This window comes from Stenotrophomonas sp. STEN038 (assembly GCF_056759895.1).
In genome coordinates this window covers 1-14,131 of record NZ_JBRRDW010000002.1, presented here as the reverse complement: position 1 = coordinate 14,131, position 14,131 = coordinate 1, and the positions used below count along the sequence as shown (strand labels likewise).

17 protein-coding genes are annotated in these 14,131 nt (G+C 59.9%); 11 read left to right on the top strand and 6 right to left on the bottom strand.

What is annotated here, in order from left to right:
• Positions 1-126 precede the first annotated feature (126 nt).
• From ACVOLS_RS01075 to rluD, 4 genes are read right to left on the bottom strand one after another with little or no spacing between them, the layout of a single operon-like run.
• Positions 127-528 (bottom strand): thiol-disulfide oxidoreductase DCC family protein, encoded by a 402-nt coding sequence (locus ACVOLS_RS01075; RefSeq protein ID WP_481544091.1) that lies wholly within the window; start codon positions 526-528, stop codon positions 127-129.
• Positions 521-1,054 (bottom strand): DUF4166 domain-containing protein, encoded by a 534-nt coding sequence (locus ACVOLS_RS01070; protein ID WP_481544191.1) that lies wholly within the window; start codon positions 1,052-1,054, stop codon positions 521-523. The genes ACVOLS_RS01075 and ACVOLS_RS01070 overlap by 8 nt, the downstream gene beginning before the upstream one ends.
• 2 nt (positions 1,055-1,056) lie before the next feature.
• Positions 1,057-1,836, bottom strand: a complete 780-nt coding sequence (gene pgeF / locus ACVOLS_RS01065; RefSeq protein ID WP_481544090.1) for a peptidoglycan editing factor PgeF — start codon at positions 1,834-1,836, stop codon at positions 1,057-1,059.
• A complete protein-coding gene (gene rluD, locus ACVOLS_RS01060) occupies positions 1,836-2,825 on the bottom strand; it encodes a 23S rRNA pseudouridine(1911/1915/1917) synthase RluD (RefSeq protein WP_481544089.1) in 990 nt (329 codons plus the stop codon). Before rluD ends, pgeF begins: the two co-directional genes overlap by 1 nt.
• Before the next feature lie 117 nt (positions 2,826-2,942).
• Between rluD and ACVOLS_RS01055 the strand changes: the two genes are divergently transcribed.
• Positions 2,943-3,827 carry an outer membrane protein assembly factor BamD gene (locus ACVOLS_RS01055; RefSeq protein ID WP_282267258.1) on the top strand — a complete coding sequence of 295 codons (885 nt, stop codon included), beginning with the start codon at positions 2,943-2,945 and terminating at the stop codon, positions 3,825-3,827.
• A gap of 458 nt (positions 3,828-4,285) precedes the next feature.
• Here the strand turns inward: ACVOLS_RS01055 and ACVOLS_RS01050 are convergent, their stop codons facing one another.
• Together ACVOLS_RS01050 and ACVOLS_RS01045 are read right to left on the bottom strand one after the other, a co-directional pair.
• The gene (locus tag ACVOLS_RS01050; protein ID WP_481544088.1) at positions 4,286-4,477 is read right to left on the bottom strand and encodes a hypothetical protein; all 192 of its coding nucleotides are present in this window, start codon (positions 4,475-4,477) and stop codon (positions 4,286-4,288) included.
• 2 nt (positions 4,478-4,479) lie between these two features.
• Positions 4,480-5,991, bottom strand: a complete 1,512-nt coding sequence (locus ACVOLS_RS01045) for an FAD-dependent oxidoreductase (protein ID WP_481544087.1) — start codon at positions 5,989-5,991, stop codon at positions 4,480-4,482.
• A 108-nt stretch (positions 5,992-6,099) separates the two neighbouring features.
• Between ACVOLS_RS01045 and ACVOLS_RS01040 the strand changes: the two genes are divergently transcribed.
• From ACVOLS_RS01040 to ACVOLS_RS00995, 10 genes are all read left to right on the top strand, one after another.
• On the top strand, positions 6,100-7,023 hold the full coding sequence (locus ACVOLS_RS01040) for a LysR family transcriptional regulator (RefSeq protein WP_481544086.1): 924 nt from the start codon (positions 6,100-6,102) through the stop codon (positions 7,021-7,023).
• A 314-nt stretch (positions 7,024-7,337) separates the two neighbouring features.
• Entirely contained in the window at positions 7,338-7,712 is a 375-nt protein-coding gene (locus ACVOLS_RS01035; RefSeq protein ID WP_481544085.1) for a hypothetical protein, read from the top strand.
• A gap of 72 nt (positions 7,713-7,784) precedes the next feature.
• Positions 7,785-8,201, top strand: coding sequence for a hypothetical protein (locus ACVOLS_RS01030; protein WP_481544084.1), 417 nt, complete (start codon positions 7,785-7,787; stop codon positions 8,199-8,201).
• 1,182 nt (positions 8,202-9,383) lie between these two features.
• Positions 9,384-9,764 (top strand): hypothetical protein, encoded by a 381-nt coding sequence (locus ACVOLS_RS01025; RefSeq protein WP_481544083.1) that lies wholly within the window; start codon positions 9,384-9,386, stop codon positions 9,762-9,764.
• Positions 9,765-9,826: 62 nt separating this feature from the next.
• Positions 9,827-10,096 carry a DUF6959 family protein gene (locus tag ACVOLS_RS01020; protein WP_481544082.1) on the top strand — a complete coding sequence of 90 codons (270 nt, stop codon included), beginning with the start codon at positions 9,827-9,829 and terminating at the stop codon, positions 10,094-10,096.
• Between the two features lie 57 nt (positions 10,097-10,153).
• On the top strand, positions 10,154-10,657 hold the full coding sequence (locus tag ACVOLS_RS01015) for a hypothetical protein (RefSeq protein WP_481544081.1): 504 nt from the start codon (positions 10,154-10,156) through the stop codon (positions 10,655-10,657).
• 68 nt (positions 10,658-10,725) lie between these two features.
• Positions 10,726-11,166, top strand: coding sequence for a hypothetical protein (locus tag ACVOLS_RS01010; protein WP_481544080.1), 441 nt, complete (start codon positions 10,726-10,728; stop codon positions 11,164-11,166).
• Between the two features lie 811 nt (positions 11,167-11,977).
• Entirely contained in the window at positions 11,978-12,295 is a 318-nt protein-coding gene (locus ACVOLS_RS01005) for a MafI2 family immunity protein (protein WP_481544079.1), read from the top strand.
• Positions 12,296-12,352: 57 nt separating this feature from the next.
• The gene (locus tag ACVOLS_RS01000) at positions 12,353-12,631 is read left to right on the top strand and encodes a hypothetical protein (protein ID WP_481544078.1); all 279 of its coding nucleotides are present in this window, start codon (positions 12,353-12,355) and stop codon (positions 12,629-12,631) included.
• Between the two features lie 497 nt (positions 12,632-13,128).
• Positions 13,129-13,614: a hypothetical protein gene (locus ACVOLS_RS00995; RefSeq protein ID WP_481544077.1), complete on the top strand. Its 486-nt coding sequence runs from the start codon at positions 13,129-13,131 to the stop codon at positions 13,612-13,614.
• The last annotated feature ends 517 nt before the right edge of the window (positions 13,615-14,131 follow it).

Here is a 14,131-nt window from a genome sequence, read left to right as displayed (position 1 = left end):
AACCCCTCTCCCGTAAACGGGAGAGGGGCTAGGATCGCGTCGGCTGCACGTGCATTAGCCCCTCTCCCGCCTGCGGGAGAGGGGTTGGGGTGAGGGGAAGCTCCTAGCAAGCAGAACCCAACCCACTCAATCCAAAAACCGCCCGCGCTGCTCCGCCGTAGGCAGAAAACAGTTGTCATGCCGCCCAAACCATCGATACCGGTTCCGTGCCAACCAGCGGTACGCCGGATCGCGTACGGCAGCCGGCAACACCCGCGCAAGCCCAGCCACGCGCCAAGCCCCGCCCAATCCGGTCACCACCCGCAGAATCGCATCGGTGTCGGTATACGCCACACCATCGGCGACCAACAGGAACGACAAGGGATCATCCGGATCCAGCCCATGCGCAGCCAACAAAGCACGCCCCTGCCCGCCCTGCATCGCCGCGAACCGGTAGCGGCCGGCCCGGTCAAAACGCAGCAGGAAGCGCACCCAGCGGCTGCACAGCGCGCAGACGCCATCAAACACGATCACCGCAGGCTCAGCCATGCGCGCCCTCCGGCAACAACCAGCCTTCGTAACGGATCAGCCGGCCGATCAGCGGCATCGACACATCCACCAGGAATTCATAGCGCCCAGCATGCTCACCCTCGCGGCAGTGCACCTGCGCGAACCAGCGCGTCGGCAACGGCAATACACCGAAGGCCCAGACACGCTCGGCCCGCCACAGGATCTGGCCAGCCTCTTCGCGCAATCCAAATCGGAAACGCACCGCGCCAAGCTGCTCGAACAGCTGTCCATCACGCTGCCACAAGCGCGATGCCATGCGCGCGGGGCCGAATTGCCGGTTCCAGCGTTCTCCACTGGCATCAACCACGAACGCCACCGTCACCGGCACGCTGGAGGTTGGCGGCAGCCGCGCCAGCCAGGCGCAGGGCGCGACCAGCCAATGGCTACCGCGCAGGACTTCACCCTGCCCGCTCCAGCGCTGATGCTCGGGGATCGAATGCAGCGCACGCACCTGCGGGGCCAGCTGCTCGAACACAGGGCCCAGCACCTGCGCAAACAGCGGCAAGCTCATGCTTCCATCCACACCAGGGTGGCGATGCGGCCACTACGACGGTCGCGGCGGTGCGAGAACCAGCGCTGCGGGTCGGCCATGGTGCACAGGTCGCCGCCATGGATCGCGGCTGGCTGCATGCCTGCGGCCACCAGCCGCTGTCGCGCCAGCCCCGGCAGGTCCACCAGCCAGTGACCGGGCCGGGTGGCGACGAAATGGCGCTCAGCGGCGCTGGAATGCGCCAGGAAGGCCTCGCGCACGTCCACACCGACCTCGTACAGGGCTGGACCGGCCGCAGGGCCTATCCACGCTACCAGCGCCTCAGCGGGCGTGTACATGGCGGCCAGGGTGTTTTCCAGCATGCCGCGCGCCAATCCGCCCCAGCCGGCATGGGCTGCCGCCACTTCACTGCCATCGCGGGCGGCGAACACCACCGGCAGGCAGTCCGCAGTGAGGATGGCCAGCACAACGCCGGGCACCGAGGTCACCGAAGCATCGGCGGTTGGCTCGGCGTCCATCCCCTGCGCCTGCGGTGGTGCGTCGAACCGCAGGGCCACGCTGCTGTGTACCTGGCGTAGCCAGTGCGCAGCCGATGGCAGCTTCGCCAGCTGCTGCAGTTCGTCACGGTTGCGCTGCACCTGGGCCGGATCGTCGCCATCGGCGGCGGTCCGGTTGCCCAGGTTGAAACTGTCAAACGGAGGCTGCGAGCCGCCGGCGCCATGGCGCATCGTGGTGAAGGCCCGCACCCGCGGGGGCGCAGGCCAGTCAGCCAGCCACAGCGGACTCGCCTCAGCCATTACCAGCGGCCCCGCTCGCGCTCGGCGAAGGCCTTGGAGTCCTCGCGCAGCGCCTTCATCAGCGCCAGCAGATCGGCCGGAACCGGTGCAGTGTTGCTGATCGTCTCGCCGGTGATCGGGTGCTGGAACTCCAGCGTCTCGGCGTGCAGGGCCTGGCGTTTGAAGCCGCGCAGCGCGGCGACCAGCTCGTCGGTGGCGCCCTTGGGCAGCTTCAGCGAGCCGCCGTACAGCGGATCACCAACGATGGCGTGCTTCAGGTGCGCCATATGCACGCGGATCTGGTGGGTACGGCCGGTTTCCAGGCGGCATTCCAGCGCGGTGTGGGCACGGAAGCGCTCGCGCAGGCGGTAATGGGTTACTGCTTCCTTGCCGTCCTCGCGCACGCCCATTTTCAGGCGGTCACGCGCGTGGCGGTCGATCGGGGCGTCAGCGGTGCCGCCGGAGACCAGCGCACCGACCACCACCGCCAGGTACTGGCGATGCACTTCGCGCGCGGACAGCTGCTCGACCAGCGCGGTCTGCGCCTGCACGGTACGGGCCACCACCATGACGCCACTGGTGTCCTTGTCGAGACGGTGGACCACACCGGCGCGCGGCACCTTGGCGATCTCAGGGTCACGGAACAGCAGCGCATTGAGCAGGGTGCCGGTCGGGTTGCCAGCGCCCGGGTGGACCACCAGCCCGGCCGGCTTGTCGATCACGAACACGTGTTCGTCCTCGTACAGCACCGACAAGGGGATGTCCTCTGGGAGGGCATGGACTTCGACTTCCAACACCGCATTCAGGGTGGCGATTTCGCCGCCGCGGACCGGGTCGCGCGGGCGGACGGGCTCGCCATCGAGCAGAACTGCGCCGGATTTGATCCATTCGGTCAGGCGCGAACGGGAGAATTCGGGGAACAATTCGGCCAGGACGGCGTCGAAGCGACGGCCGGCGGCGGAATCGGGAACCTGCGCGTGGCGCGGGCTGGAAGCGGTGTTCTCGGACATGGGTAAAGACCGGCTGTAGACGAAATTATGGGGTCCTGACGACAACAGTCAGTCGCAGGACAGGCCACTAGGCTATCATCGCCCCTTCGTATTCCTGCCGCGTCCTGCCCTGAACCCATGATCCGACGCTCTTCGCTGCTGTCCGCGCCCGTCCGCCTCACCGCCCTGCTGCTGGTTTTGGTCTTCGTCGCCACTGGTTGCCACCGCGGCGCCAAGAAGGACGCCGACGAAGGCGCGCCGGTCGAGCAACTGTTCGAAAAGAGCCACAAGCTGATGGAGGGCGGCAACTGGTCTGGCGCCGAAACCAGCTTCAAGCGCCTGATTGCGCAGTATCCGTACGGCCCGTACACCGAGCAGGCGATGATCGAAAGCGCCTATGCCCAGTACAAGGCCGGCAAGAACGATGACGCCGTGTCGAGCATCGACCGCTTCATCCGCACCTACCCGACCCACCGCAACATCGCGTACCTGTACTACCTGCGCGGTCTTGCCAACGGCAACCGCGATACGGTTTTCCTGCGCCGCGTATGGTCGCTGGACCCGAGCCGCCGCGATCTGTCGACCCCGCGCCAGGCCTATGCCGATTTCAACATCGTCACCGAGCGCTACCCGAACAGCCGCTACGCCGCCGATGCGCGCCAGCGAATGATCGAACTGCGCGACGTGTTCGCCCAGCATGAGCTGGACGATGCGCTGTACTACGCCCGCCGTGGCGCCTGGGTGTCCGTGGTTGGCCGTGCCAACTACCTGCTGGAGACCTACCCGCAGAGCGCCTTCCAGTACGACGCAGTCGCGCTGCTGGGCGAGGCCTACACCAACCTGGGCAACAAGACCCTGGCCGACGACGCCCGCCGCGTGCTGCAGCTGAACCAGCCGGAACACCCGTGGCTGGCCGGCAACTGGCCGAAGTACCCGTGGATGATCCGCAAGCTGAACCCGTTCGCGGGTGAGCGCTCGGTGGCCACCGGCCAGAGCAATGCCACGATGAACCGCGGCAAGTAAGCTGCTTCGGTAGTGGTATCAGAAAGGGGCCCTAGGGCCCCTTTCTTGTTTCCGGGGTTCGGTAGCAGGGAGTTGGAGGCTTTGGCTTTGGCTTTGGCTTGGGCTTGGGCTTGGGCTTGGGCTGTGGCTTTGGCTGTGGCTGTGGCTGTGGCTGTGGCTCCTGCTCCTGCTCCTGCTCCTGTCCCTTCTCCCGCAAGCGGGAGAAGGTGCCCCGAAGGGGCGGATGAGGGGGCTCTTGGCTTCTAAATCGTTCATTGCATGCACGAAATAAACCAAAACTGCACGGCGCTTCGCGCCGCCCCCTCACCCCAACCCCTCTCCCGCAAGCGGGAGAGGGGCTTAAAAAAGCGAAGCCTCAAGCAAGCACCAAGCAAAGCAACAAGCAAAGCAACAAGCAAAGCAACAAGCAAAGCAACAAGCAAAGCAACAAGCAAAGCTTCGCGCGAGCATGCCTCGGCTTACCTCTTGAACAACAACACCAACACACTCGGCCGCAGCGCCAGCTTCATCATCTGCCGAAACTCTGCCGGCGTCAGACTGGTCTTGCACGGCAACATGCCGGCCACACCATCCATCACCAGCAGGCCGTCTTCAGCCTTCACGTCATTGATACGCACATCCAGCTTCATCGCAGGGGTGGCAACCTTCATGCTCAGCCCTCCCAGTTGCCAAGGCCAACGACCTCACGACCTGCAGCACGCCCAGAAATCATTGCCTCGGTCAGGTACGAACCGTTCTGATAAAGATCGGAGAACATCGACCCCATCTCACCGGCTTCATACAGACGCGGGATGTGCTTGCCATCATGGTCCAGCACCTCGGACTTGATGTTGCGGCGCGCGCCACCACCCGTGCACACGATTACCGGATCAATCCGCATGGCATAGAACGGCGCCTGCGCGATCGGGAACAAGGTCTCCGGGTTACGCCCGAAATCGGCATCATTCCTCGCTGCACAGGCCGCGTTGTAACGCTCAACTTCCGCCCGCAACTTGGCCGGATCGCGGTTGATCTGCGCTGCCAACTCTTCCAGCGTATCGGCCTTCTGGATCCACCCCTTCTCCACTTCCACCGAATTGTCATCTGACCACTTGTAACCGCGCACCACCGGGTTCCAGCTCATCACTTCAACCACCAGCTTGTTGTACTGGCAGGTGATGGCATCAAAGATCATATGCACCGGCTGCGCACGGTAATGCGGGGTGTCCACCCAATGACCATGCTTCTTTTCCTTGTAATGCGTGAGCTGCAGCTCCGCGGTTTCGTTGTAGAAGCGCTCGGTGTTGGCGTCCACCTCAATCCAGCTGAAGCTCTGCCAGAAGAAGTTGCGCAGGAAGCCATTGACGAAGCCTTCCGGCTTGAAGCCCGGCCAGATGCCCCCCGACTGGCCCTGGTTGCGCATATGCCATAGATCTGCGCCGGCTTTTTGCAGGATCTTGATGCCGTCGCCAGTGTTGTGCGGTGTACCCAGTGGCGCCGGGTTGGCCAGACCGAAGTAATTGCGCTGCATATCCAGGTTGGCCTCAAAACCACCGGTCGCCATCACCACGCCCTTGTTGGCACGGATGGCCACGCGCTGGCCGTTCCGCTCGGCGATGACGCCGAATACTTCCAGCGTATCCGGGTCCTGCACCAGATCCTTGAGCGGCGACTCGTATGCGATCTGGATACGCGGGCGCAGACGGATGTTCTCGCGGAACGCCAGATACACGCCGGACGGGATCGGCAGGATGGTGGCGGTGCAATGCACGGCCTCACGCGCACCAAACTCCGGGAACTCCAGCACCGCGTCGCGCTCGGAGAAGCCGGTGCCGTGGATGAACTGTGCACCGGCCTGGGCCGCACGCTCCTGGATCCACGGTTCCAGTGCTTCCATCGCCTCCGACCACGGCACCAGCATGTCTTCCGGGATCGGGTTGGCCACACTCATCTTGCGCTGGTACTCGGCCAGCACCTTGGCGTTCCTGGTGATCAGCAACGACTGCCCGGCAACGCGGCTGTTGCCACCGGTCTCAGCCTCATTGGCCTTTTCCAAGATGAGGATGGACAGATTGGGGTCCAGATCGTGCGCCTCGATGGCGGCGCACATGGCCGCCAGGCCGAAGCCGGCGATGACGAGGTCGTACTGCTGGTCCCACTGGTTGACGGCGTTGCGACTGGCCATGGTTCCCCTCCGGGAGATTGCGATGACCCGACTATCGATGCCCTACCCCGATTACCGCCAACCAATTCGAGTACGATCCACAACCATTGGTTGTTATCGCGCATCGCCATGGACCTCCGCCAGCTCCGCTACTTCCTGTCCGTGGTCGAACACGGCAGCTTCACCCGCGCCGCCGCGGCTACCGGGCGCACCCAGCAGGCCTTGAGCAAGGGCATCCAGGCGCTGGAGCAACAACTGGGCGCACGCCTGTTCGAACGCGGCAGCCGTGAGGCCCGGCTCACCGACGTCGGTCGCCTGCTGATGGAACACGCCCAGCCTGCCCACGACGCGGTGCGCCGCTTCGAGGACCGCCTGCAGGAGCTGCAGACCGGCGCCGAAGGGCAGGTTCGCATCGGCACCGGCCCCAGCACTGCCGGCTCGCTGGTCGCCCCTGCGGTGCTTGCCCTGCGCCGCCACTGGCCGAAGATCGGCATCCACGTCAGCGGCGGCATCCTGCCCGAGCTGCTGCCCAACCTGCTCGCACGCGAGCTGGACGCGGTGGTCACCCTGCACACCTTTGGCGATGGCGACCCCGACCCACGCATCAATAGCGAAGTGTTGATGCACGACGAATACCGCGTGCTCGCCAGCGTGCGTCACCCACTGGCAAGGCAACGCGACATCACCCCGGCACAGCTGCTGGAGCAGGCATGGATATTCGGCCGCCGCCTCGGCGCAGTGGAGAGTGCGTTCCGCCAGCGCTTCCACGAAGCAGGCCTGGAGCCGCCTCTCAACACTATGGAAAGCGGCTCACCGGAATTCATGCGCGCGATGATCCGCGATGGCGGTTACCTCACCTTGCTACCCAGCCGTTTGGCGCAGGCCGAGCTGCTTGCCGGACAGTGGGTGAAGCTGGACGCACCAGGGTTTGCGTGGCAGCGGCCGGTAATGGTTTACACGCGCGACGGCGAGCCGCAAAGCGCACCACTGGCGAGGTTTCTGCAGGCGCTGCGGAATGCGGCGGAATTGGCGCGGGTGCGGGAAGTGGAGTGAAAGTGCGAACAAGTATGTCGAAGCGTTTGATCAACTCCAAATTCTTCAGGCGAACTGGATGGACCGATGGAAGAATCATCGCGATCACGGCATTCCAAACGCCAATACGCCCGCCGGGAGAGGGGTGTATTCGATATCACCGTGAAGAAACGGCGCTAAACAGGGAGGGATAAGGTGATCGCCTTCCACGCCAAAGATCGCAAGTCTTTGCTTGCACGAAAAATAATTTCCGTTTAAAAGTGAATTTAGAGTTGGCATACTCGGGTTTACACCGCTTTTAGGCGGTCTACTAAGAGTTAGGCGCGCAACAGACTATGACGCAACTCGTTTGGGAACCTGTTGACTTACTCAGCATGCTGGGCGTTGCTCCCGCTGTAGGAGAGCATGAGACTTCTCACCAGTACGTGGTAGAGCAGGGCCCTGCCCGACTTCAGCTCACCATTTGGCAATACGACTCTGATGTAGAAGTTCTGCTCTCGGTGGCACCTCTGCCCGACCCGGTGCTCAGGTACTCCATGCTTGGCTGCCCTGGGATACGCGCTATAAATGACAAGCGCGGCAATTTCCTTGAGTTTGCCGCTGCCAACACCTTTACTGGACGTTACGATGGGTACTCGGTTGTTCCCTATGGGTTGCGGCTGTGGATTGAGCCACAGATCGTGCTTGAGCCGTTCTCGCACCGCGCCTAACAATTCATTCAAGCCGACGCCGCTTCGCGGCGCGGCTTAATTCTGGTGTTAGGCCGCAATCAAGGAACACACGTGTCAAAGACCTTTCAATGGCTGGTAGTTCGCGGCCGCGTTGGCATTCGGAGCGAAGATTCGCGAGTTATTCTTGAATTGGATCCCGAGGGCTCCGCCTATTGCGTGCTTTCTGCGCAGGACACTCAAGAAATCTCTGCGATCATCACTGATCAAGCAAGGACGATTTGGGAAGCATCTGATGTCGCTCAGGAACCTCCCGCGGAGATTGATGGTAACGCCTACCAGGCGTGCTCACTCCGTACGGAATCTGGAACGCTTCAACTGATCGTCCACGACTCAATGCCGCTCTTGGCCCTCTCGCTTCAATCCGGTACTTCCTGCAGCATGAACATCACTCAAGCGGTAGCCCTTGTGCAGATATTGCAGCACATGGGTAAAACCCTTCGGAGCTGCGAGAATGCTGGGGCGGCCTAACAATTCATTCAAGCCGACGCCGCTTCGCGGCGCGGCTTAATTCCAGAGTTAGGCGGCGGTGCGTTGGGTTGGCTGGCCCCGCTCCTTTCAGCAGCAACATCGGCAAGTCAGCGGTCGGCTCCGGATAACAGTTCCAACTATTCCTGGCAGCGGCTAGCCCGCCACTTCGTCTTACGCCTCACTGCTCTGCCGCAATCATTTCATCGCACTTCGGCAGCAACGCTCGGCAAGGTTTCCGGGGCAAGCTCCATTCCGCAAGCTGTGGCATGATCGGTTCGCATTGGCTTGCACAAGCAAGGCAGCATTGGCCTGGGGAGCGGCAAGGGCCACCGCCGCCTAACAGTTCATTCAAGCCGACGCCGCTTCGCGGCGCGGCTTAATTCCGGAGTTAGGTGCTATGGAGAGTTCCCAGACGTTCCCAACAAAGAGCACGGCTGTTTTATGCAGCTTGGCGGCGCTCCCGGATGGCTCGTTGAGGGTGGTGCTCGATGACGCTCGTAAGGGACAAGAACCGGGTGTTTGGGCATATCAAAGCTTGGTTACCTTCAAGGACTATTCACCCGGCACCCTTGAGGACTTGGCTGCACTACCCGAGGAAGAGTTGGCAAACTTCGGTCATTACGTGCTGGCACGTCTGCTCGCTAGCAATGGGCTAAGCACCTAACAGTTCATTCAAGCCGAACCCGCTTCGCGGGTCGGCTTAATTCCAGAGTTAGGTGCCTTGGGAAAGACTGCCCGCAGCTGGATCGAACACACCGCGGACTGGCGCGATGAGCCGATGGCCTACTGGGTTCACTTTGAGCTTGGCGGTGCCGCGTGGCGCGCGGCCGAGTCGTACAGCCCGCCAGCCCCAAGAGCCGAGGGTCGCAACGGCTATCCGGTACTTTGTGTCGAGTCGCAGGGTTTTGTCTTCCGCTTCTCTTCCGCAGCACAGATTGCGGAGTGTGTAGATATCCTTGGGCGTAAGCCCCTCCCGACATCGCGCCGGCTATCCGCCATTCGTGGTGGTGGGCATGGCCCCAATAGTCACTGGCTTAGTCGGTTGCCCGGCCACATCAAGTCCCCCAAGATTCGACAACATGCCGTGGAGGATCTCCGCTCAGTGATCTCTGCCATGGCACCTAACAGTTCATTCAAGCCGAACCCGCTTCGCGGGCCGGCTTAATTCCAAAGTTAGGGCTCATGAAAGCTATACCTCATGGCGTTTGGCTATTTCGTGATAGACCTATCTTCGACGACAGACGTACTTGGCTTGAGCAGAGAAATGGATCTTGGGCGCAGACTCCGTTCAACCGCGCCGTAGGTTTGAAGCAGGACGAGTTCGGATGCCTCAACTATCGCGGCATGCTCGCCGAGCTAAAGGGACCGGCACAATCTATTTCACAGGTATTGGCTCGTTTCTACGGCCATCGACTCATGTCAATCCGGTCAGTTTCAGCAGTACCACTAGATCGCGCCAAAGGCATTGCTGTGCTATCCGCCCCGGGGCTACGTCTTCGTTCGGTCCCCGGCATCGCCAAGCTGGTTGCCATCGTTGGCATTCAAGCTGATGATGAGCCCTAACAGTTCATTCAAGCCGAACTCGCTTCGCGAGTCGGCTTAATTCCAGAGTTAGGCATCAGATCATGCGCATCGAGAACGTCGAGATCTACTCAGACCAATCGAGTATGCCCGTTGTCCGGCATCCTGGTCGCAAGTTCCCGGGATTGCTTGTGCAAGGCGACACTCTTCATGCGCTATGCGTCCAGACTGCCGTGGCGCTCTCAGATAGTCCTGACGCAGTAGATGAGCTTCGTGATCTACACGGCACCCTGCTCGCCATGCTTGAGCACTATAAGTCCGTACTCGATGAGCATCAGATCAGCCTCCCTTTCGTGGAGACGCCTGATGCCTAACAGTTCATTCAAGCCGAACCCGCTTCGCGGGTCGGCTTAATTCCGGAGTTAGGCGTCATGGACACATTCCGGCGGTTGTTCGAAAAGCCAGCTTCAGCCTCTCTGCACTCTGCACTACAAGAATGCGGTGACGTGATTTCCGTGTTAATGAAGGGCACCGCCTCGACTAAGCCCTACTTTGAAGGAGCCGACTTTCCGCTAGAGGAACTGTCTCAAACAAGTGAGTTTGAGGTCGCACTCTCCAAGCTCGGCCAGGTCTGTGCCTCACGGCGCGCCGCATCAGCACTGGATCGCTTGGAGTTCGAGGGGTCACTTACATCTGTGCTTGTTCAGGGCGGGTGCCATGGCCAGGGGAGCCTGCCAAAGCAAGAAGGCAGGCATCTCGTGGAAAATGGAGTGGCCGCGCTCTTCCCGGAGCCATTTGATGAACTTCTGGTCCTCCGCATGGATGATCCAGAATGGTCAGTACTTACCAGCCAAGCTACGATTTCCAAGTCGTACTTTTGTTGGCAGGGCGCCAGAGGTTTATGGTGGTTTCTTTGCGTCACCGACTTCGATTGACGCCTAACAATTCATTCAAGCCGAACTCGCTTCGCGGGTCGGCTTAATTCAGGTGTTAGGGGGCTTGGATGTCGCGAGGTGTACGAAGTCTTCTCAACATCCTCATTGCTGCTCAGGCGGCAGTGCTTCTGGCACCAACCTCCATCATCTGCGCTGTAGGTTTGCTTTTTTCCGCAATTCTACTCGCGCGCAGCCCAACCAATGTCGCCTTGTGGATGCTAGTGGGCTGTGTCGTATTAATGACCTACTCGCTGTTTTCTCTGTGGTGGCTATTATTCAAGTACCGCTCCATTCATATTTCAAGAATTCCCCGTTCAATCTGGTCCGGACTAGCTTTTGGTGTGGTCGCAGCACTGACGCTTAGCTCTCCTCATCTGATCGCAGTAGCTTCCGGGAAAAACTCAATTGGATACAGTGTCAAATACATCCTCGGCTTTGGCATTGGCCCCGTCATTTTCTTGGTGACCGTGCTTGTCACCGTCTGGTACCGTGGCAAACATACCCCCTAACAGTCCATTCAAGCCGAACCCGCTGCGCGGGTCGGCTTAATTCCAGAGTTAGGCCGCTATCAGGAGGACTCGCAAGATGGAATGGACACAGACAGACGCAATCGCACAAGCCATTCTGGCACCGGATCTAAAACGTCAAGAAGAGACTCGGCAGAAGCGAGCAATTGAGGCAGCGCACCTTTCGCGCAAGCGCAAGGTAGCTTGGTTTGCTCTGGTTGGCTCAGCCATCGGCGCCGCTGCGGCATACCTCAGCGGCACGAGCTTTTCGGTCGGAGTGATTTGGGCTGGGCTTGCCAGCTCCGCATTAGGCTGGCTTCTCACGCACCGGGCTGCGGCCTAACAGTTCATTCAAGCCGACGCCGCTACGCGGCGCGGCTTAACTCAGGCGTTAGGCGCCAATAGAGGGATCAAGATGTCTTGCTGGATAGCTCAACGAGATCTCGAATACTCTCCCAAAGGCAGCAGTGATCGCTTCAAGCTGTCCATTTGCATATCTGCACCGTTTGAGCTGGCGGAGGCATCGGTTAATTTTTCCTTCCAACCCGGGGCCGCTGGGTGCACAGTGCAAACGTTTGGACTTCCCAAAGACGTTACAGAGACAATTTATGGTGCCGACAGCATTCAAGCACTTGAACTGGCTTGTAACGTCGATGGTCTGTTGCGCCGTTTCCGTAGAGACTTTGATCTCTATTTTCCTGACGGAGAACCGTACTTTGAGGATTAGGCAGCCGAGTGTCCACGCTTTGGCGCCTAACAGTTCATTCAACCCGCCCCCGCTTCGCGGGTCGGCTCAACTCCAGGGTTAGGCCTTATGAGTAGCATTGCATCACCTCAAGCTTTAGTTCTGTCACTGGTCCGGGGCTTATGGGGCGAGGTCCATCCGCAGCTACGCCAAGCTTCCATTGAGGCGGATGAAACCACGTGCATTGTTCGGCTGCGCTTCGAGTACGACGGAGAAGCCAAAGGCCAAGCGCAAGAGAGTTGCTCATGTGCTGCGGCGGAAGTCATCAGTGACTTTCCTGATTCTTGGGACTTGGACGAGGAGCATGTGGCTGCACCCTTTCCCTCTTCACTCGCGCCATTGGAGCATCTTGTTTATCGCCGCTGGGAGCCTGATGATGCAGCCTAACAATTCATTCAAGCCGACGCCGCTTCGCGGCGCGGCTTAATTCAGGCGTTAGGCCTCATGTCAGATGACCAGCAAATCGATCTAGAGAAGCGCCTTCTAGCTGTTGCCTTGTTCAACCTGCGGGTTCTTCTTGCAAGTCACATCGACCCCGAGGAGAAAAGCCCAGCGAGTGATGCCGCATGGCTTGCTTACTCTCTTCACAATCAAGCGCTCTCGGTGCTTGATGGGCAAGCATTCGATGTAACGCAGGCACTACAAGCAGTAGAGCGACTCGAACCAAGGATTGGGACCGCCTATGTGCAGCAATTTCGGCAAGCCGTTCTCAATGAGGCCTAACAGTTCATTCAAGCCGAACTCGCTTCGCGAGTCGGCTTAATTCCAGAGTTAGGCCTCATGAGAAAGTGTCACTTCCATATTGAGATCTTCGCCCCTTGCGGCCTTGCTGGCATCGAACCCTACCTTGCCTCGTGCAGGATGTTGCTCGAGCCGTGGACATCGGGCTTCAATGGGCAAATTATTCTGAGATACGTAGGCTCGGATGAGACAGACTTCGCCATGGATCCTTCCACAGAGAAGACCCTGAACGCCTCTGGTTTCTTCTACTGTGGAGCCCAAGAGGCGTGGATGGATTTGGAATCATTGAGTGGCGCCTTGCGCCATGCAGGCTTTCCGCATTGGATTGGCCTGGACGACGATGAAGCTCAGAGAAGCTTCTCGATCCAGTACAAGGTAAAGCCAGGGCCTCTCTCGCGAATCGAGTATGAGGCCTAACAATTCATTCAAGCCGAACCCGCTTCGCGGGTCGGCTTAATTCCAGAGTTAGACACCACTCCATGCACCCCAAGACTCTCTCCATTCTTCTTCTGGCCATTTCTTCTGTTACGGCCTGCTCGCGGGCTCCCGCACAGGAAGCTGTCGTTATGGATCCAAACGATATCCAGATCGCACCGTATCAGCATGACGACCTCCCGCCGCAAATGCTTGCTCGCATTCGGGCCACAACGGACACGTTTGAGAGCATTGATGGGATGAGCTACGAAAAGGCTGTGAACCTGTACAAGCGTGACCTCAATCCCGAGGAGAACCTAGTCCTGTGGGAGGAGATGGTAAAGGCCTACAAGTCATTCTGTCAGGGCAGATGCAGCACTCCGGATGAGCGTATGGACGTTTATCGCACCCTCTTACTCCGCTCCATGTTCTCAAACGAGGAAGCATTGGCCAGGTCCAACTTAAAGGTCCTTAGCCCTTCTGAGGCCAATACAGTCATGCAGCACTATCGGCTATCACCAAAGCCAATCGGCGTTGTGCAAAGCAAATAGGTGATGTCTAACAATTCATTCAAGCCGACGCCGCTTCGCGGCGCGGCTTAATTCAGGCGTTAGGCGCGAAAAATGCATATCCGCATCTTGCAGGTTTTCTTTCTGGCGACACTGACTTCATACTCAAGTTCTGCAGTGAGCTCGCCCCTTCTAAGATCTCTAGCGACAGAGCTTCGCGCAATGCGTGCGCTTCCGATGGCCACACCGACCAATGCGAGGTGTCCCAGTGACACTGCGCCGCTCATAGGCTTGAGCCAGAACCAACTGCAAGTCGCGCTAGGCAAGCCCGACTTCATCAGCGAGTCGGACCGCAGCTGGACCTACTTCTTCACCAGTCCGGTCCCACCCCACCAGTTTGGCGGAGGCCACCCGGAGTTAAGCTTTGCATTCGGGACAACTAAGCGGGTGGAGTTCCCAGGATTTCCTAGACAGAGCTAGCCTCTGTTGGGGGTAGCATTGGGAGACAGTCATGTCTGCAGGCAAGATCACCAGCAAGACCCGGCAAGCCTACAAATTC